Genomic DNA, 19,085 nt, shown 5'->3' on the forward strand with positions numbered 1-19,085 from the left:
AACGCGGTAAAACGTCATATATTGCGCCGAATTTACTCAATCGTGATTTTAATGCGACGAAGCCGAATCAAAAATGGGTAACGGACGTCACCGAATTTCATCTTGGGCAAGCGAAGCTTTATTTTTCGGCGTTGATGGATTTGGCGAATCGCGAAATTATCGCTTATCAATTTGCCACACGTCCCAAATTCTCGATGGTAAAAAAGATGTTGGAACAAGGGCTTAGCCAATTAAGTGTGACGGATTGCCCGATTATTCACAGCGACCAGGGCGTACTTTACGGCACGAGCGAATGGCGGCAGATGCTGGAAGGCAAAGCGATACAGAGCATGAGCAGACGGGGGAACTGCTATGATAATGCGGTGATTGAAAGTTTCTTTGGCATTTTGAAATCAGAGTGTTTTTACAACCGCAACTATACGTCGATAGCGGAACTACAGGCTGAGTTGGAAGAATATGTGATGTATTACAACCAAAAGCGTATTAAAATGGATTTAAAAGGATTGAGCCCTGCACAATACAGAGCTCAATATTTATAGTGTACTAACCTGTCCAACTTTTGGGGGGCAGATCAAAAAGCGGTCGATTTTGGTTAATCTTTTGCAAAAGTTTGGGCAAATTTGACCGCTTGTAAAAAGAAAGGCAGGGAATTCCTACCTTTCATATTAACTTAACATCTAGATTATTCTGCTTCTTCTAAAAGAATCCAACCGCTATCTAACCAATCGCAAATTGTATCTAGTAATAGTTCCAACTCTTCTTGGCTTTTCACTTTTGAAGCGAGTTTATTCCATGAAATCGTATCTCCGTTGGCGATACGAATCAATAAATTTTGTTCCGCTTCATTTAATTCATCGATCCATTCACCGTTTACATAAATGCGCTGTGGATTTTCGGTGTAAAGCATTTTGGCATTCGCATCTTGCTGAATCCATCCTCCTTCTTCCAAGATACCTTGAACTTCGTCTGGGTAATATTCGTTATTTGTTTGCAATAAGTCATAACGGCGTGAACTTACCGCACTCGCAACGCTATGGGTAAAGATTTCATCAAATTGATCCGAATTTTGTAGCAAATCAATTAATTGATGTTTAAGCACCTTCACCATTTTTGGGTCAAGTAGCGCATTGGGCTGTTCATGCGGTGCAAGACGGAATGGAATATTAAATTCAGAGCCAGCAATCATTTCTGAGTGATGTTCTAAAGTTTTGCAGAAATTTTCGAGCAGATCTGCTGCATTTGGATAGCGTAAACCAAATGAGAAAGTTAGCCCATCGGTTTCTGAAACACCGTAGTGCGCCATACGAGAAGGCACATATAGCACATCACCTGGGTTCATAAATTCATCCAACACTAATTCACCCATATCATCGAAAATGCGGATCGGCTGGTTTGGTTTAAATTCGGTTGAAGGATCGCACCATTTACCAAGTTGCCAGCGGCGTTGACCATAGCCTTGCACAAGGAAGACATCATATTCATCATAATGTTTACCGACAGTGCCTCCTTTTGGGGAGCAAGATACCATAATGTCGTCGCGTTGCCATTGTGGTAAGAAACTAAACGCTTGCCATAATACACCGAGTTCTGGCGACCATTGTTCTAGGTTTTGTACCATAACAGAGAATTGAGCAGGTAGATTTTGCAAGTCTGCTTCGCTAAATGGACTTGTTTTTACCGACCATTGCTCGTTTTCACATTTGATTAAGCGAGCAGTGATTTCCTCTTCTAGCGCTAGCTCCATAATATCTTCTGGCTCAAATAAACCAACAATCTGTGGCAGGCCATTGCGGATTAGAAGCGGTCGTTTTTGCCAATAATCTCGCAAAAAGGTTTCTGGGGTAATGTTTTCAGGTAAGCAGAATGGAATGTTCATAGATGCTCCTCATGTATTTTCTCTTTGATTAAAACTATTCTACCTGATAAATGCTTGAATTTCTTGCCCTATATCAGCTAAATGCTCGTTAAAATGTATTGCTTTTGTGATGTAGATCACACAATTATGTAAATTCAATTAATAATTATTCGTATTTATTAAAAGTATACTAAAATAAATATTATTAATTTTGATTGATTGCATTTTTGAGGAAAGTTTATGTTACAAAAAACAAAATTAACTGCAGCTGCACTTGCAACATTATTTGCTTTTTCTGGATTAGCAAATGCTAAGCCAACGGAAATTACTGATGTGTTAGATCGTAAAGTAACGGTGGAATTACCCGCTAAACGAGTAGTATTAGCCTTTAATTATCAAGATTATATGGCGATTGGCGGTGATAAAGCGCTTGATAATGTAGTGGGCTTTTCGAAAGCCGTTTGGTCTGATTGGGCGCCAGCGAGTTGGGTTGAGTTTAGTAAAGTTGTGCCAAAACTTAATCAGTTAGAAGATATTGGTGAAGTTGAAGTAGGCACTTTTTCGGTTGAGAAAATTTTAGCACTGAAACCTGATTTTGTATTAATGGCAGACTGGCAATTTAAAGCATTGGATTCAGATTTAGAGCCACTAGAAACAGCAGGCATTCCTGTGGTAGTGGTGGATTATTTAGCTCAAACGGTGGATAAACACGTTAAATCAACCGAGATCATTGGTCAATTAACAGGGCAACAAGCGAAAGCGAAGCAGTTGAATGATGAATACAAAGCGGTGGTGAAAGATATTCAAGATCGTGTGGCAGCAGCCAATTTACCAAAGCCGAAAGTGTATGTGGAGTTTGGCAATAAGGGGCCAGCAGAGCATAGTTTTACCTTTGGTAAGAGTATGTGGGGGGCGATGCTTGATTTAGTCGGTGCAGAAAATATTGCCAAAAATGCAGTGGAATTTTATAGCCCGATCAATCCTGAATTAGTGGTTGCAGCGAAACCCGATGTGGTGATTATTTCAGGGCGAGAAACCGAACTGAATAAAAATCCTGATGCAATGGTGGCGGGTTTTAATATTGATAAAGCGGAAGCACAAAAACGCCTTGCTGGGTTTGCTAAACGGGCGGGCTGGTCTGAATTACCTGCAATTAAAAATCAACGCTTATATGGCGTGTATCATGCTAACTCTCGCACCCTCTCGGATAGTGCTTCAATTCAATTTGTGGCAAAAGCGGTGTATCCAGAGTTATTCAAAGATTTAGATCCAACTAAAACTTATCAAGAATTCTATCGTAAAAACTTACCTCTCGTACCGCAGGGTACGTTTTATCTCTACCCAGAGAGTAAATAGCTATGAATCAAGTAACGATTGAAAACATCGTTCAAAACCAACGTAAGCTGGAACGCAAGCGTTGGTTTGTTGTGTTAACTTTTCTGGTGATTAGTGCTGTGGGGGTGGTATTTGATATTGTCACAGGTCCGTCAATGCTACCGTTGGACGAAGTAGTTAAAGCACTGTTGCGCTTTGATGACGTAGAAACCACAACCAGCGTGATTGTGTATGACTTGCGTTTACCTATGGCGTTAATGGCATTGGTGGTGGGAGCAGCACTCGGCGTTGGCGGGGCAGAAATTCAAACCTTACTGAATAACCCAATGGCAAGCCCTTATACCTTAGGTTTAGCCGCCGCAGCGGGGCTTGGTGCTTCAACCGTTATTGCATTTGGTGGCTTTGGTTTACCTTCCGCTTTTGCTGTGCCATTTGGTGCATTTGTAATGACCATGCTCGCTTCTGGGGTTTTATTTTTATTTGCTTCAATGCGGCGTTTTAGTTCGGCAATGTTGGTGTTAGTTGGAATTGCATTACTGTTTTTATTTCAATCTTTGTTATCACTCATTCAATTTATTGCCTCCCCTGAAATTTCGCAGCAAATTCTATTTTGGCTGTTTGGTAGCTTAACCAAAGCAACTTGGCAAAATTTGCTGATTGCTACTGTTGTAACAGCGGTTTGTGTTACGTTACTTGCAAAAGATTTGTGGAAATTGACCGCTTTACGTTTGGGCGAAGCACGGGCGCTTAGCTTAGGAATCAATTTACAATCGCTACGTTTAAAAACATTGGTGATTGTGGCGATTATGACTGCAACAGCCATTAGTTTTGTTGGCATTATTGGTTTTATTGGTTTGGTTGCACCACACGTTGCACGTATGTTATTAGGCGAGGATCAACGCTTTTTCCTACCTGGAGCAATGCTAATTGGAGCAGCGTTTTTGTCGGTCGCCTCGGTATTATCTAAAGTGATTGTGCCTGGTGCACTGTTCCCTGTCGGGATTATCACTTCATTTGTTGGGGTGCCTTTCTTTTTCTGGATCGTGCTAACCAAGAAATAAAAAGCGGTAGAATTTATGTTAAAACTTACAAATTTGCATATTCAACGAGGATCGCGAGTGATTGCTGACCAGTTAAATTTATCGCTTGAAAAAGGCAAAATTTATACGGTGTTAGGCCCAAATGGCGTGGGGAAATCTTCGTTATTAAAAACGATTTTTGGTGAAATTAATGGGGTTGGGAACATTTCTTATGCTGATCAAAGCTTAACTAAACGCATGCTTTCGGCATGGCGTAAACGAATTGGGTATATGCCACAAGATACTCAAGTGGATGCCTCGCTTACCGCTTTAGAAGTAATTTTACTCGGCAGAGTGGAAGAACTAAGTATGCATGTTAGTGATGAATTACTGACAGAAGTTGCCTCGATTATGCAACAGCTTGGTATAGCCCACCTTGCGCATCAAGATGTGATGCAGCTAAGTGGCGGACAAAGGCAAATGGTAATGTTCGCTCAAGTGTTAGTGCGTCAGCCAGAAATTTTATTGTTAGACGAACCCGTCAGTGCTTTGGATATGCACCACCAAATCAATTTATTGGAACAGGTGTGTCAATATACGCAACAACATAATTTGATTACGTTGATGGTATTGCACGATCTGAGTCTTGCAGCGCAATTTTCGGATCGCTTGATTTTATTGGGTAATGGTAAATTGCAAGCTTTTGGCGAAGTAAAACAGGTGTTACAAGCTGATCTTATCCGTCAGCTGTATAACGTTGAAATTGAAATTTTATACGATAGCACTGGGCAACCAGTCATTCGCCCGTTGCGTCGTTCTCATAAGGAGTAATCAATGAAAAAATTATTATTTAGTACATTGCTAATATTCTCAGGCGGGCTGTTTGCTGCCGAGTATGAAGTGAAAATGTTAGATAACGGTAAAGACGGCGGTATGGTGTTTGAACCTGGCTTTTTAAAAGCGGAAGTCGGTGACACGGTGACTTTTGTACCGACACATAAAGGGCATTGGGTGCAAAGTAAAGTGGTGCCAGAAGGAGCTGAGAAATTTCTCTCCAAAGAGGATGAAAAATTTAGCCTTACTTTAACTCATGAGGGCGTTTACGTTTATGTGTGCCCACCACATCGAATGATGAATATGAGTGGTATTATTCAAGTTGGTCAGCCAACTAATTTAGACAATGCAACCAAAGAAGTAGAAAAAATTGAGAAACGCACCACTGAACATAAAGGGCGCTTATTTGAATATCTAGATCAAGTGAAATAAGGGTAAAAATGAAAAAGCAGTATTTTAAACACCTTATTGCAAGCTTGTTACTTTTGGCTGGCGTATCGGCACAAGCGGAAGTAACCGTGTTACAAGACGTATTGGATCGCCAAGTAAAAGTGAATGTGCCAGCTAAGCGTATTGTGCTTGGCTTTTACTATCCTGATTATATTGCAGCAACAGGCGCTGAAAATTTCCAAAACGTGGTGGGCATTTCTCGCGAGTTTTGGGAAACATTTAACCCAGGAAGTTGGGCGCTATTTAGTCAAGTACTACCCAATTTAACGGAAATGGCAGACATTGGGAATATTAATACTGGTACTTTCTCATTAGAAAAAACCTTAGCGTTAAAGCCAGATGTATTAGTGTTAGCTGATTGGCAATATCAAACGATTGCAAGCGATATTCCTCGCATTGAACAGGCAGGTATTCCGATTGTGGTTGTGGATTTTAATGCGCAAACTGTTGAGAAGCATACCAAAAGTATTCAACTTTTTGGGAAGTTAGCTGGCACAGAAACACGGGCAAATAAAATTGCTGATGAGTATGAACAAGGCATTAAAGAGATTCAAAAACGTGTGGCGGCAAGCGGTCTAAAACCACCAAAAATTTACATTGAATTCGGTAATAAAGGCCCTGCGGAATACAGTTTTACTTTCGGTAAAAATATGTGGGGGGCGATTGCCGATACTGTCGGTGGAGATAATATTGCAGCACCATTTATTGAAAACTGGGGACCAATTAATCCTGAGCAATTCTTGACTTCAAATCCAGAAGTGGTGATTATCTCTGGCACTGAAATGGGCGCAGATAAAAATGCTGAAATTATGGCAATGGGGATCAATATCAGTGAAATGGATGCCCAAAAACGCCTTGCAGGATTTACGCAACGTGCAGGGTGGTTGAATGTACAAGCGGTGAAAAAGGGCAATGTTTACGGCATTTACCATACTGCTTCTCGTTCTATTACCGATTTAGCCAGTGCGCAATTTATGGCGAAAGCATTGTATCCTGCACAATTCAAAGATATTGATCCAGAAAAAACCTATCTTGATTTTCATCGTCAATATTTACCTGTTATTCCACAAGGTACATTTTTTATTAAGTTAAAATAGCTAAAGGCAGTGATGGTAGATTAGTCATTGCAAAAATTCAGCAAATTTAACCGCTTACGGACGCACTTTAGCGTCCGTAATGCTTTAGGATTCACTGATTTTTTGTTGTAGCAGGTCGAGTAATAATTGGCTCAATACTTGGTAAAAGGTGGTAGTGCTTTTGATTTGGGCTAGCTTTTTAGCCCATTGTGGAAGCCAGCTCAGCAATTGCTGTTGAATAAATTGTTGCTGAATAGCGCAAGGTTGTTCCGTTTCAATTAATTTGATCAATACTTCCAAATAAACACAGAGATGATCGCTAGGCTCTTTCTGCAAGCGGTTGATTTTCAATTGAAATTTACTTAGCCATTGATCCATTTTTAACAAATTCTGCTCAAGATCTCGTTCATCTAAATAAGCTGAAGCGTAAGGCAATGCACTGAGTTTTCCTTCCAATAAAAAGCATTGCGCAAAATCGGCTGCCAGTTCTAATTGAGGTGTATCATAAGCGGTCAATTTTGCGATTTCATTTTGCAAATCCGCAACAGGTGCCTGAAAGCCCAGTTCCGTTAGTATGGCAAAAAATGGAGCAAATTGACCTGTTTGTAACGCTTGCAATTGAGGTGAAGTAAGCTCTTTTGCAAATGCGGAATGTAGCCAGCGATAACTAAATAGGCATTCTTCTTGGCTAAGCGGTACTGTTTTTTGCATTAGCGAGTTACCTCCGTTGCACCACTAAAACCATTCGGCGCAGGTGCATCGCCATGCCATTTTTCTACATTGACCAAGCAAGTACTCACGCAAGTCGCTTGCGATAAACTTGAAGCACCGATATCCAGTGTAAGAGTGTTTGGGCAACCGTAAGTATCAATCGCACCCACGCTTTCATCCAGCGGAGAATACCAAGCCCCCTCTTGTAAGCGTACTACGCCCATTGGAAAATCCTCAGATAGCACTGCACCAACTAACACTTGCCCACGTTCGTTATACACTCGTACTAAATCACCGTCTTTAATACCTAATTTTTCCGCATCTTGTGGATTCATATAAAACGGCTCTCGCCCTTGTACACTATAAGTTTCTCGTAGCGATTGGGCTTCGCATAATTGTGAATGTAAGCGCTTGTCTGGATGCACTGATTGTAGCCAGAATGGATATTTATCTGATTTTGGCCCGCCGTGTGAGCGCTCCGCTTTTTCAAACCACATTGGGTGACCTTTACAGTCAGCATAGCCGAAACTTGCAATTTTACGGCTGAAAATTTCGATAAAGCCAGAAGGTGTACCCAGTGCGTGTAATTCAGGATCTTCACGGAAATCAGCATGGCGCACCCAAGGCTTGCCTTCAGGGAATAATACATAACCTTTTTGCCAAAATTCAGCAAACGATGGCATTTCAAACTTACCACGGTTTTGATTGCGACAATCTTTGTATAAACGCTCTAACCACGCCATTTCGTCCATACCTCGGCAATATTCTTTTTCTTTGCCGAAACGGCGACATAAATCTTTGAAAATTTCAAAATCAGGACGAGATTCGTATAACGGCTCAACTAATTTTTGCATCGCTAAAATGCCTCGGTTACTGTACGAACCGTAGGCATCAATATCGTTACGTTCAAATGGCGTACAAGCTGGTAAAACAATATCTGAGAAACGGCAAGTAGCAGTCCAGCTATAATTGAGCGACACTACCGTTTCCAATTTTTGGAAGGCTCGTTTCATCTTATTTAAATCAGATTGGCGGCTCCATTGGTTACAGCCAGAGAAAATCGCCATTTTATACGGCGCATAGGTAATTTTTCTGCCATTGTAATCAATGGTTTCCCCTGCATGTAGTAACGAATCCGAAGTGCGAGCAACGGGAATCACATCGCTATAGCCTTGATAATCTTTATTGGTATATTTAGCGGTTTGCCCCTCATCTAAATTAGATGGGAAAGCACCTGGCATAGCTGCACCTGAGCTAGATACTCCAATTGAACTATAGTGGTGGGCATAACTGATACCACCACCCGCCAGCCCAATTTGTCCAAGCATCGCAGCCAGCACTGCGCCCATCCAATAAGGTTGTTCGCCGTGTTGTTGGCGTTGGATCGCCCAACCGAAAATCAACTGTGTCCGTTTGCCTGCAAGCATTCGAGCAAATTGACGAATTTCATCAGCGCTAATCCCACAAATGGCTGCCGCCCATTCTGGCGTTTTCTCGATTCGGTCTTCGGTTTTGCCGAGTAAGTAAGGGACAAATTGCTCAAAACCGAGCGTGTACATATCAATAAATGCTTTATCATATAAATTCTCACGATATAGCGTGTGAGCAATTGCCAACATAAATGGTACATCCGCTTGCGGATGAATATAAAGTTGTTTACAGCCAAGGAAGTTTTGCGTTTTACTTTTAACAGGATCAACACTAATCACATTGATTTTTTGTTCAGCTACTTTTTGTTTGAGTTGATCTAAATAAGTGTATGCTTCATGGGTTTCACAGTTCCAACCAACCTGTAAGTTTTTCACGGGATCGCTTGCCCAGAAAATTAAATTTTCGGTTTCCTTTAGGATTATTTCCCACGATGTGCCTTGTGAATAGACTTCAGTCGAACCCAATACATAAGGCAAAATAGTTTGTCCTGCACCTGTTGAGTAATCACTCACCGTACCAACACTCGATCCGTGCATCGCAATTGCACGGATCATATGATTACCACAACTGTGGAACTGACCAGAAGAGCGCCAACCAACATTGGCGGTATGCAAGGCCCAAGGTCCGTAATTTTGCTGAATACGTTCGAGTTCTTCATAGAACAGATCCAGCGCTTCATCCCAACTGACACGCACAAAACGGTTATCACCGCACTGATTTTTATTGCTATTGTGGCGCTGTTTTAGCCAGTCTAAGCGCACCATTGGATAACGAATACGAGCTTCACCGTACACCAAATCTTTGATGCCGTTAATCATTTCAGTGGGGTGCTTATCTAATTCAAACGGTTTAATTTCGGCAATTTTGCCATTTTTAATTTTGGCTCGAACTGCACCCCATTGCGCACCTGTAATTTTCCAATCATTTTCGACCGCTTGTGAGGATGTTTCTGCGTTAGCGCATGGCACTAGGAAATTTGGCATCGTAAATGAAGCTGCCATCAGCGACATATTTTTTAAGAATTGACGGCGTGAAGTTGAAAGTGATGATGACATACTAACTCCTTATTGAGCGGTTTTGAGTTGGCTATCTGAGGCGTGCATTTGCAAATAGCGCAACACTTGTTTACGGGTTGGTTCGTCCATATCCGTAAAGCCGACCATACCACTGAACACTGCAATCCACTCGTTCGCATCGTGCATTTTCGGATCTCGTTGTTTATGGCAAACGCTACATTCAGTTTTATAGGTTTGCTCCGTTTGCATCCAAAAATCAGTAAGGCTATCGGTGAATGGCGAATTTTCTACCCATGCCTGCAATTTAACTTTTTGCCAAATCAAACCTGTAAGTGGATCTTCTTTGCTTTCTAACACTTTAAAATGAGGCTTGTTCTGCATAAATTGCTTATCCATCACCGCATCAGTAATTTGCTTAGAAAATTGATTGTACCAAATACGCCCAAAGCCTTTAGTTTTGCGCCACATCGCTAATTCAACCTGTGAGGCATTTTGCTTGGTTTGTAACAGTTTAATCGGCACACCCGCTTCTAGCCGTCCAATGGATTGTGTTAAATCCTCATCAGCGAAAAGGTGTAATTCGGAGGGGGTATAAGCGGTCGGATTTTGGGCAAAACTTGCAGTACAAATTGCAAACAATGTTACGCCAAATAGCCAAGCAGATTTCATCGCAAACCTCGGATTTTATAGGAAATAATGTGATGATTTTAGCAAAAATAGCTTTAAAGCTATGTTGATATAAATCATAAAACAATAACTATTCTTATTAGCAAAGAAATTTGCAAAAAATTTCCAAAATTAGACCGCTTACAGGCTATAATAACAAGGGCTTGTTGATAATGGTTTCTTATTCGAACGAGAGATTATTATCAACAAACCCTAGCCTTTTTGAACGAATTTTTTAGGAATCGTAAAATGACAACAAAATTTAATGTAAAAACTTTCCAAGGCATGATTTTAGCCCTACAAGATTACTGGGCAAATGTAGGTTGTACCATTGTTCAGCCGTTTGATATGGAGGTAGGCGCAGGGACTTCGCACCCAATGACTGCGTTGCGTGCCTTAGGTCCAGAACCAATGGCATTTGCTTATGTGCAACCTTCACGTCGTCCGACAGACGGTCGTTATGGCGAAAATCCAAATCGCTTACAACACTACTACCAATTCCAAGTGGTGATTAAACCATCGCCAGATAACATTCAAGAACTCTATTTAGGCTCACTTAAAATGTTAGGTTTTGATCCAACGGAACACGATATTCGTTTTGTGGAAGATAACTGGGAAAACCCAACTTTAGGTGCGTGGGGCTTAGGCTGGGAAGTGTGGCTCAACGGCATGGAAGTAACTCAATTTACCTATTTCCAACAAGTTGGTGGCTTAGAATGTAAACCTGTTACAGGTGAAGTGACCTACGGTTTAGAGCGTTTAGCGATGTATATCCAAGGCGTGGATTCTGTGTACGACTTAGTTTGGTCTGACGGCCCGCTTGGCAAAACCACCTATGGCGATGTGTTCCACCAAAACGAAGTAGAGCAATCTACTTACAACTTTGAACACGCTGACGTAGATTTCTTATTCAAAGCGTTCGAACAATACGAAAAAGAAGCAACAGAATTATTAGCATTAGAAAAACCGCTCCCGTTGCCAGCCTACGAACGCATCTTAAAAGCGGCGCACAGTTTCAATATGCTTGATGCTCGCAAAGCAATTTCAGTGACCGAACGCCAACGCTATATTTTACGCATTCGTGCCTTAACCAAAGGTGTTGCCGAAGCCTATTATGCCAGCCGTGAAGCGTTGGGTTTCCCAGGGTGTAAATAATTTTAAATCTCCCCCAGCCCCTCTTTTTCAAAGAGAGGGGGGTAATAAGCGGTCAAATTTCCCCCATTTTTTGCAAAAGGAGAGACGATGAACACACTCGGCATTATCGGCGGAATGTCGCCAGCTAGCACCACAACTTATTACGATCAGATCAATCAGATCGTTAATCAAGCCAAAGGGGGCAATACTACCGCCCCTGTGATTGTGTATAGTGTCGAGTTTGGTGAAATCGTGGCGTGTCAGAAATCGGGCGATTGGCAAAAAGCGGCGGAAATTCTTGGTAATGCGGCTCAAAAATTAGAACAAATTGGGGCAAAAGCAGTGCTGATTGCGACTAACACAATGCACAAAGTGGCAGATGAAGTGCAACGTGCTGTGAACATTCCGCTTATTCATATTATCGACACCACCGCCACAGCGATTAAACAGCAAGGGTTGAGCAAAGTCGCCTTGCTCGGCACAGCTTTTGTGATACAACAAGATTTCTACAAAGATGGCTTGGCTAAACGTGGCGTGCAAGCGGTCGTGCCAAATGAAGCGGATCAAGCCGAAATTCACCGCATTATTTTTGATGAGTTATGTGTAGGCAAAGTGTTACCAGAATCGAAAGCGTTTTTCTTATCGGTGATTGAAAAATTACAACAGCAAGGCATTGAAGGCGTGATTTTAGGTTGCACCGAAATCGGCTTATTGATCCAACAAGCGGACAGTTCCCTGCCATTTTTCGATACCGCTGAACTGCATGCTAAGGCGGCTGCGGAGTTTGTGTTGGGGGTGGATAATTAGATTTTGCAATCAGTGATTGCAAATTTTAAATAGTCCACGCAGTGCGTGGGCAAGAAAGCGAGAGCGGTTTAGTGAGAAGTAGTTTTCCTCACTCTCTTTAAAAGCGTGGAGACATTGATGAACACAGAACTCACAACACTATCTAGCAATTTGTTTAGCCGAATTACTCACGTTATTCACCAAGCTCGCCAGCAGGTTCGCCAAACGATAAACAGTGCGATGGTGCAGAGCTATTGGGAAATCGGACGGTTAATTGTGGAAGATGAACAGCAAGGCAATAACCGTGCGGAGTATGGCAAAGCCGTGCTGAAAAATCTTTCCCAGCGTTTAACGGCTGAATTTGGCAAAGGGTTTGATGAACGAAATTTACGCAACATGCGTCAGTTTTATTTAGCGTTTCCAATTTGGAACACACTGTGTACCGAATTAAGTTGGTCGCATTATCGCCGTTTATTGAGTGTAGAAAACCCTCAGGCTCGAGAGTGGTATTTAAGAGAAGCAGTTGAAAATAACTGGTCGGTGCGAGCATTAGATCGCCAAATTTCGGTGTTATATTACGAGCGTTTGCTTGCCAGCCAAAATAAAGCATTGGTTGCCGAAGAAGCCGAAGAGAAAACCGCTCCGTTGCAAGAGACCATTCAGGATTATTTGCGAGATCCTTATATTTTAGATTTCTTGAATTTACAGGATAAAACCTATCAAGAAAGCAGTGTGGAAGCTGCGATAATCAGTAACTTGCAACAATTTTTGTTGGAATTAGGCAAAGGATTTGCTTTTGTCGAACGCCAAAAGCGAGTTCGGTTTGATGATGAAGATTTTTATATCGATTTGGTGTTTTATAACTTCAAACTGAAATGCTTTTTGCTGATCGATTTAAAAGTGGGCAAGCTCAAACATCAAGACATCGGACAAATGGACACTTATGTTCGCTTATATGACGAACAATTTAAAGGCGAAGATGATAATCCGACTATTGGTTTAGTGTTATGCAGTGAGCAGAGCGAAGCGATTGCGAAATACTCAGTGCTAGCGGATAGAAAACAGATTTTTAGTGCAAAATACCTGCCTTATTTGCCGACAGAATTGGAGTTGAAAGAGCAGGTGGAAAGGGCGAGAGATAAATGCACCCTTACTCAAAATCGTTAAAAGAGCTTTCACAAAAATTGCGTTCTGACCAAACAGATGCGGAGCGTAAGTTGTGGTATCGGATAAATCGAGATCAACTATTAGGTTTTCGATTTAATCGGCAAAAACCATTGCTTAATTACATTGTCGATTTTTATTGCCCAAAAGCAAAATTGGTAATTGAGCTTGACGGTAGTCAGCATTATGAACCAGAGTATCAGGAAAAAGATCGTTTGCGTGATGCCGAATTAAATTCGCTAGGTTTGACGGTGATGCGATTTAGTAATGATGAAGTCTATTTTGAGATTGAAGCCGTAGTGGAACAGATTTATCTGTTTTTGGAGAGTGTGGGAAAGGATGAATAGGTTATTTTCTCCGTAAATTTCTACTGCCAAATCTCCCCTAACCCCTCTTTTCCAAAGAGGGGGACGGCTTTTGAGCGTGATTTAAATTCAGCGGAAAAATTAGAATCTTATTATAGAAGATTTGATAAATATAGAAGGGACTAATAGACTATTTTCTCTGTGAATTTCTACTGTCAAATCTCCCCTAACCCCTCTTTTCTAAAGAGGGGGACGGCTTTTGAGCGTGATTTAAGTGCAGCGGAAAAATTAAAATCTTATTGAAGAACTTCGATATTCACTTTTCAGCTGAACTAATCCCCCTCTTTGGAAAAGAGGGGTTAGGGGAGATTTGGCAGAAGTGATTGGCGAAGTGAGAGAGTAGTACAAGCGGTTATATTTGAAAATATTTTTACAAAATATGAATAATTTACTTGAGAGAACAAAATGACAACACAAAACTTCCTAGCCGAGATCGGCACAGAAGAGCTGCCGCCGAAGGCGCTCAAAAAATTAGCGACTGCATTTGCAGAGAATATGGAAACCGAACTTAAACAGTCGGGTTTGGCTTATGATGAAGTGCAGTGGTTTGCAAGCCCACGCCGTTTGGCGGTGAAAGTGTTGGGCTTGGCGACTTCGCAACCATCGAAAGAGGTGGAAAAACGTGGGCCGGCGGTGTCGGCGGCGTTTGATGCGGAGGGTAAACCAACCAAAGCTGCCGAAGGGTGGGCGAGAGGTTGTGGCATTACCGTGGATCAAGCGGAGCGTGTGGCAACCGACAAAGGCGAATGGCTGGTTCATCGTGCAGTGATTGAAGGTCAGCCGACTAAAAATCTACTTGTGCCGATGGTAGCAAAAGCCTTAGCTGGTTTACCAATTCCAAAAACAATGCGTTGGGGCGATAAAACCGTGCAGTTCGTCCGCCCTGTACATACCGTAACCTTATTGCTCGGTGGCGAGTTAATCGAAGGTGAAATTTTAGGCATTGCCAGCGGTCGCACCATTCGTGGACACCGTTTCCTAGGTGAACCCGAATTCCAAATCGATCACGCCGATCAATACCCTGAATTGCTGAAAGAAAAAGGCTCAGTAATTGCCGATTTCAACGCACGCCGTGCGGAAATTCTTGCAAAATCACAAGCGAAAGCGACCGCTCTTGGTGGCGTAGCGGACATCGAAGACGATCTTTTAGACGAAGTAACCGCCCTTGTGGAATACCCGAACGTACTCACCGCGAAATTTGAAGAGCGTTTCCTTGCCGTGCCTGCGGAAGCCTTGGTTTACACGATGAAAGGCGACCAAAAATACTTCCCGATTTACGACAAAGAGGGCAAATTGCTACCGCACTTTATTTTCGTTTCCAACATCAACCCAGAAGATCCAACAGCGATCATCGAGGGTAACGAAAAAGTGGTGCGTCCACGTTTAACCGATGCGGAATTCTTTTTCAAAACCGACTTAAAACAGCGTTTGGAAGACCAACTGCCACGCCTTGAAACGGTGTTGTTCCAACAACAGCTTGGCACATTGCGTGATAAAACCGCACGCATTGAAGCGTTAAGCGGTGAGATTGCGAAACAAATCGGTGCGAACGAAACCCAAGCGAAACGTGCGGGCTTGCTCTCAAAATGCGATCTAATGACCAATATGGTGTTTGAATTTACCGACACCCAAGGCGTGATGGGTATGCACTACGCTCGCCACGATGGTGAAGATGAAGAAGTGGCGGTGGCGTTGAACGAGCAGTATATGCCACGTTTTGCTGGCGATGATTTGCCGAACTCGCTGGTGGCTTGCTCGGTGGCGTTGGCGGATAAAATCGACACGCTCACAGGGATTTTCGGTATCGGTCAGCACCCGAAAGGCGACAAAGACCCGTTTGCCCTCCGCCGTGCAGCACTCGGTGTGCTTCGCATTATCGTAGAGAAAAAATTACCGCTTGATCTTGCAGATTTAATCGAAAAATCGACCGCTTTATTTGGCGATAAATTGATCAATACTAACGTAGTTGCTGATGTGGTAGACTTTATGCTCGGGCGTTTCCGTGCATGGTATCAAGATGAAGGCATTGCTGTGGACGTAATCCAAGCGGTGCTGGCCCGTCGTCCAACCCGCCCATCTGATTTTGACGCACGTGTGCGTGCTGTGTCGCATTTCCGTACATTAGAGAGTGCCGAAGCCTTAGCCGCTGCGAATAAGCGTGTAAGCAACATTCTTGCCAAAGTAGATATTGCAATTGGTGAAGTAAATCAGGCCGCTTGTGTTGAAGAGGCTGAAAAAGTATTAGCGGAAGCTGTGCTGGCATTAAGGACAGAAATCCAACCGCTTATTGCGAAAGGTGAATATACCGAAGTATTGGATAGGCTAGCGAGTTTACGTCAGCCTGTGGATAATTTCTTCGACAATGTAATGGTGAATGCAGACGATGCCGTGTTACGTCAAAATCGTTTAGCGATTTTAAATACGTTACAAGGGCTATTCTTGCAAGTCGCTGATATTTCATTGTTACAATAAACTACATAGCCCTATGCATTGATATAGGGCTTTTTATTTTGAGAGCAAAACTAAGATAACGATAAATCCCTCTCACAATTTTAAATTTGCGTGTTTTACCAAATTGATAAAGGAGAACTAATATGAATACTGATTCAGGATTAGAATCTGCCTCCGCAGATAAGATTAAACATTATGAATCTTATGCAATTGCACAAAAGACGATAAATGAGAAACTACTTGCGTTATTGCAAGCTCATACACGAAACCATTTTGAAAAAGTGCTTGAAATTGGTTGTGGTACGGGGTTATTTACGGCAGCGTTTTTAACCAAATTTAGCACAGAGCAGTTAGTGCTAAATGATGTATCTGAAAACTATCAGCCTTATCTTACAGAGAAGCTACAACGCAATTTCACACTAATGAAAAGCCAATTTGTGGTGGGGGATGCACTTACTACTGAATTAGGCAGTGATTATGATTTATTGGTAGCGGCTTCGGTGGTGGAGTATTTAGCCTCGACTCAAACATTTATTCAACGTGCAGCAAGTCAATTAAAACAAGGTGGCTATTTGCTGTTTAACGGTGTTCATCCGCAAAATTTACCTGAAATTCGATCGCTTGTTGGTGAAGGTTCTTGTTCTCCGTCTATTTTAGATTGGATAAATCAGCTTGAACAAGCATTTGAGATTATTGCGATTGAGCAAGACGGTTTATGTTTTTTATTTGAATCGCCCCAAGAGGTGATGACACATTTGGCTTATACGGGTCTTTCTCCACTCAATACTGCGCAGTGGACCGAGGATTTCTATCAGGAATTTATTCGCCAATACCAAGAGCGATTTAGCCAAGAGGGCTATGTTTCTCTGACTTATCAGCCATTTTATTTATTGGCTCGTAAGCGCTAACAAAATTATGCTATGCTATTAATCATATAAACAAAATTGCCCGAAGACTTCTGCTATCGGGTAGCTTATTTAACACAACATATCGGCAAAGAGGTAACAAAATGTCAGTTAAAACCGAAATTTTATTTAGTAACCATTGGAATGTACGTGTCAGTGATCCAGGTGAAGAAGGTAATGTAAACCACTTTTTTGAAACGGTATTTCTTACCTTAGAAGCAAAAATTGAGGGTGATAGTATTCGTTATGAATTTACTCGTAAAGTGGAAGAAGATGTAAAAATCCAGCGTAGCTTTACCGATGTAAATGAACTCTTTGAGTTTTTAGGTGATTATTTAAGCCCAGTGGCATTAGGAAATGTTGGCATTCGTATTGGTCAGCTCAATCTTGCATAATTAAATAAGCGGTTAAATTTTTCGATATTATGTAGCAAGTGCAAAAGTGCGAATTTTTTCAATGATATAGGGGCGTGCCCCTACAAAAAATGCCTATGTAACTGCTTCATAATACCGAAATTTTTGTCAAATTTGACCGCTTACTGCTATTCTTTTTATCCTTCCTAGACTGCATTATGTTAAATTCACAGAATCCGCTTTATTTTCAAACCAAGCCGTATTGGGATTTTCTACGCATTGAAAAACAGGCAAGTGTGCATACACTCACTAATTATCAGCGTCAGCTGCTTGCAGCAAGTGAAATGTTTAGCCATGCAGGGATTACTTCGTGGCAAGATGTGAATGCGGCAGCAGTGCGTTGGATGCTTACTCAAAGCCATAAACAAGGGCTAAGTGCAAAAAGTATTGGCTTGCGTTTGGTTGCGTTACGCCAATGGTTTAACTATTTGGTTCAGCAGCAACAAATTAGGGTGAATCCTGCCTTAGGGGTAAAAGCGCCAAAAGCGAGCAAACATTTGCCCAAGAATATTGATGCGGAACAAGTTGGGCAATTATTGAATAGTGAAGCAAATGAGCCGTCTGATTTGCGAGATCTTGCGATGATGGAGCTAATGTATAGCTCTGGGTTACGTTTATCAGAGTTACAAGGTTTAGATGTAGGCGATATGGATTTAGCTAGCCGAGAAGTACGTGTGCTAGGTAAAGGGAATAAGGAACGAATTTTGCCAATAGGTTCGAAAGCCTTACAAGCGTTGAATGCGTGGTTGGCTGTTCGTCCGCAGTTTAATCCACAGAATAATGCGGTGTTTTTAAATAAACGTGGCGGACGGTTATCGCACCGTTCTATTCAGCTCGTGATGCAAAAATGGGGACAAAAGCAGGGGCTAGAAACGCATTTACATCCGCATAAATTGCGCCATTCTTTTGCAACGCATATGTTGGAAGCAAGTGGTGATTTGCGTGCTGTGCAAGAGTTATTGGGGCATAGTAGTTTATCTACTACGCAAATTTATACCAATTTAGATTTTCAACATCTTGCACAAATTTATGATGCGACTCACCCGAGAGCGAGACGCAAAGAAGAAGAGGAATAATTAAGCGTTTGAGCGTGTTTGCGTTTGGCTTTCGGCGGGAAGTGTTTCCATTTTGCAGAAGAAATACCAATACTGGCAAATAACCACTGCAACTAGTGCCAGTTTGCCCCAAATATTCGGCAACACGAAAAATGACATCAAGCAAAATGGTGCTGAAATCATTAAAATTGTGATTTTTTGTTTCATAGTCATCGCACGTTTTTCATCGTAATCTTTTAAATATTTTTGATAGATTTTTGTGTGCATAAACCATTGCTGTAGGCGGGGAGAGCTTTTGCTAAAGCAAAATAATGCAAGCAAAAGAAAAGGTGTGGTGGGTAAGCCTGGCAAGATAGCACCTAAAATACCAAGCCCAATACATAAAAATCCTAGTGAAATATAAAGTAGTTTCATTGTAA

19 protein-coding genes are annotated in these 19,085 nt (G+C 41.8%); 14 read left to right on the forward strand and 5 right to left on the reverse strand.

The window, feature by feature from the left end; genetic code table 11:
* Nucleotides 1-539: IS3 family transposase (locus F8M47_RS02070; RefSeq protein ID WP_150538569.1), on the forward strand; the 539-nt coding region annotated here is incomplete at its 5' end.
* A 143-nt stretch (nucleotides 540-682) separates the two neighbouring features.
* Here the strand turns inward: F8M47_RS02070 and F8M47_RS02075 are convergent.
* Nucleotides 683-1,876, reverse strand: a complete 1,194-nt coding sequence (locus F8M47_RS02075; RefSeq protein ID WP_150538570.1) for a ribosomal protein uL16 3-hydroxylase — start codon at nucleotides 1,874-1,876, stop codon at nucleotides 683-685.
* A gap of 219 nt (nucleotides 1,877-2,095) precedes the next feature.
* Here F8M47_RS02075 and F8M47_RS02080 point away from each other — a divergent pair, with 219 nt between their 5' ends.
* The 5 genes from F8M47_RS02080 to F8M47_RS02100 are packed head-to-tail and all read left to right on the forward strand — an operon-like array spanning nucleotide 2,096 to nucleotide 6,590.
* A complete protein-coding gene (locus F8M47_RS02080) occupies nucleotides 2,096-3,211 on the forward strand; it encodes an ABC transporter substrate-binding protein (RefSeq protein ID WP_150538571.1) in 1,116 nt (371 codons plus the stop codon).
* 2 nt (nucleotides 3,212-3,213) lie between these two features.
* Nucleotides 3,214-4,251 carry a FecCD family ABC transporter permease gene (locus F8M47_RS02085; protein WP_150538572.1) on the forward strand — a complete coding sequence of 346 codons (1,038 nt, stop codon included), beginning with the start codon at nucleotides 3,214-3,216 and terminating at the stop codon, nucleotides 4,249-4,251.
* 15 nt (nucleotides 4,252-4,266) lie between these two features.
* Nucleotides 4,267-5,040, forward strand: coding sequence for an ABC transporter ATP-binding protein (locus F8M47_RS02090; RefSeq protein ID WP_150538573.1), 774 nt, complete (start codon nucleotides 4,267-4,269; stop codon nucleotides 5,038-5,040).
* Between the two features lie 3 nt (nucleotides 5,041-5,043).
* On the forward strand, nucleotides 5,044-5,475 hold the full coding sequence (locus F8M47_RS02095) for a pseudoazurin (protein WP_150538574.1): 432 nt from the start codon (nucleotides 5,044-5,046) through the stop codon (nucleotides 5,473-5,475).
* A gap of 8 nt (nucleotides 5,476-5,483) precedes the next feature.
* Nucleotides 5,484-6,590: an ABC transporter substrate-binding protein gene (locus F8M47_RS02100; RefSeq protein WP_150538575.1), complete on the forward strand. Its 1,107-nt coding sequence runs from the start codon at nucleotides 5,484-5,486 to the stop codon at nucleotides 6,588-6,590.
* A gap of 84 nt (nucleotides 6,591-6,674) precedes the next feature.
* Here F8M47_RS02100 and torD read toward each other — a convergent pair whose 3' ends face one another.
* From torD to F8M47_RS02115, 3 genes are read right to left on the reverse strand one after another with little or no spacing between them, the layout of a single operon-like run.
* Nucleotides 6,675-7,280 carry a molecular chaperone TorD gene (gene torD / locus F8M47_RS02105; RefSeq protein WP_150538576.1) on the reverse strand — a complete coding sequence of 202 codons (606 nt, stop codon included), beginning with the start codon at nucleotides 7,278-7,280 and terminating at the stop codon, nucleotides 6,675-6,677.
* Nucleotides 7,280-9,766, reverse strand: a complete 2,487-nt coding sequence (torA, locus tag F8M47_RS02110) for a trimethylamine-N-oxide reductase TorA (RefSeq protein ID WP_150538577.1) — start codon at nucleotides 9,764-9,766, stop codon at nucleotides 7,280-7,282. Before torA ends, torD begins: the two co-directional genes overlap by 1 nt.
* Before the next feature lie 9 nt (nucleotides 9,767-9,775).
* Nucleotides 9,776-10,396: a pentahemic C cytochrome gene (locus tag F8M47_RS02115; protein ID WP_150538578.1), complete on the reverse strand. Its 621-nt coding sequence runs from the start codon at nucleotides 10,394-10,396 to the stop codon at nucleotides 9,776-9,778.
* Between the two features lie 246 nt (nucleotides 10,397-10,642).
* Here F8M47_RS02115 and glyQ point away from each other — a divergent pair, with 246 nt between their 5' ends.
* The 8 genes from glyQ (at nucleotide 10,643) to xerC (ending at nucleotide 18,687) form a co-directional block, all read left to right on the forward strand.
* Nucleotides 10,643-11,548, forward strand: a complete 906-nt coding sequence (gene glyQ / locus F8M47_RS02120) for a glycine--tRNA ligase subunit alpha (protein ID WP_150538579.1) — start codon at nucleotides 10,643-10,645, stop codon at nucleotides 11,546-11,548.
* An 87-nt stretch (nucleotides 11,549-11,635) separates the two neighbouring features.
* Nucleotides 11,636-12,334 (forward strand): aspartate/glutamate racemase family protein, encoded by a 699-nt coding sequence (locus F8M47_RS02125; RefSeq protein WP_150538580.1) that lies wholly within the window; start codon nucleotides 11,636-11,638, stop codon nucleotides 12,332-12,334.
* Nucleotides 12,335-12,451: 117 nt separating this feature from the next.
* Nucleotides 12,452-13,480 (forward strand): PDDEXK nuclease domain-containing protein, encoded by a 1,029-nt coding sequence (locus F8M47_RS02130; protein WP_150538581.1) that lies wholly within the window; start codon nucleotides 12,452-12,454, stop codon nucleotides 13,478-13,480.
* Entirely contained in the window at nucleotides 13,456-13,824 is a 369-nt protein-coding gene (locus F8M47_RS02135) for an endonuclease domain-containing protein (protein WP_150538582.1), read from the forward strand. Before F8M47_RS02130 ends, F8M47_RS02135 begins: the two co-directional genes overlap by 25 nt.
* Nucleotides 13,825-14,247: 423 nt before the next feature.
* Nucleotides 14,248-16,314, forward strand: a complete 2,067-nt coding sequence (gene glyS, locus F8M47_RS02140) for a glycine--tRNA ligase subunit beta (RefSeq protein ID WP_150538583.1) — start codon at nucleotides 14,248-14,250, stop codon at nucleotides 16,312-16,314.
* Nucleotides 16,315-16,436: 122 nt separating this feature from the next.
* Complete coding sequence (locus F8M47_RS02145; protein ID WP_150538584.1) at nucleotides 16,437-17,201, forward strand: methyltransferase; 765 nt, start codon at nucleotides 16,437-16,439, stop codon at nucleotides 17,199-17,201.
* A gap of 101 nt (nucleotides 17,202-17,302) precedes the next feature.
* Nucleotides 17,303-17,593 carry a DUF5377 family protein gene (locus F8M47_RS02150; RefSeq protein ID WP_150538585.1) on the forward strand — a complete coding sequence of 97 codons (291 nt, stop codon included), beginning with the start codon at nucleotides 17,303-17,305 and terminating at the stop codon, nucleotides 17,591-17,593.
* Between the two features lie 176 nt (nucleotides 17,594-17,769).
* Nucleotides 17,770-18,687, forward strand: coding sequence for a tyrosine recombinase XerC (xerC, locus tag F8M47_RS02155; protein WP_150538586.1), 918 nt, complete (start codon nucleotides 17,770-17,772; stop codon nucleotides 18,685-18,687).
* Here the strand turns inward: xerC and F8M47_RS02160 are convergent, their stop codons facing one another.
* On the reverse strand, nucleotides 18,688-19,080 hold the full coding sequence (locus tag F8M47_RS02160; protein ID WP_150538587.1) for a YbaN family protein: 393 nt from the start codon (nucleotides 19,078-19,080) through the stop codon (nucleotides 18,688-18,690).
* Nucleotides 19,081-19,085 lie beyond the last annotated feature (5 nt).

The sequence above is a fragment of the Actinobacillus vicugnae genome (assembly GCF_901687125.1).
Classification (GTDB): Bacteria; Pseudomonadota; Gammaproteobacteria; order Enterobacterales; family Pasteurellaceae; genus Actinobacillus; species Actinobacillus vicugnae.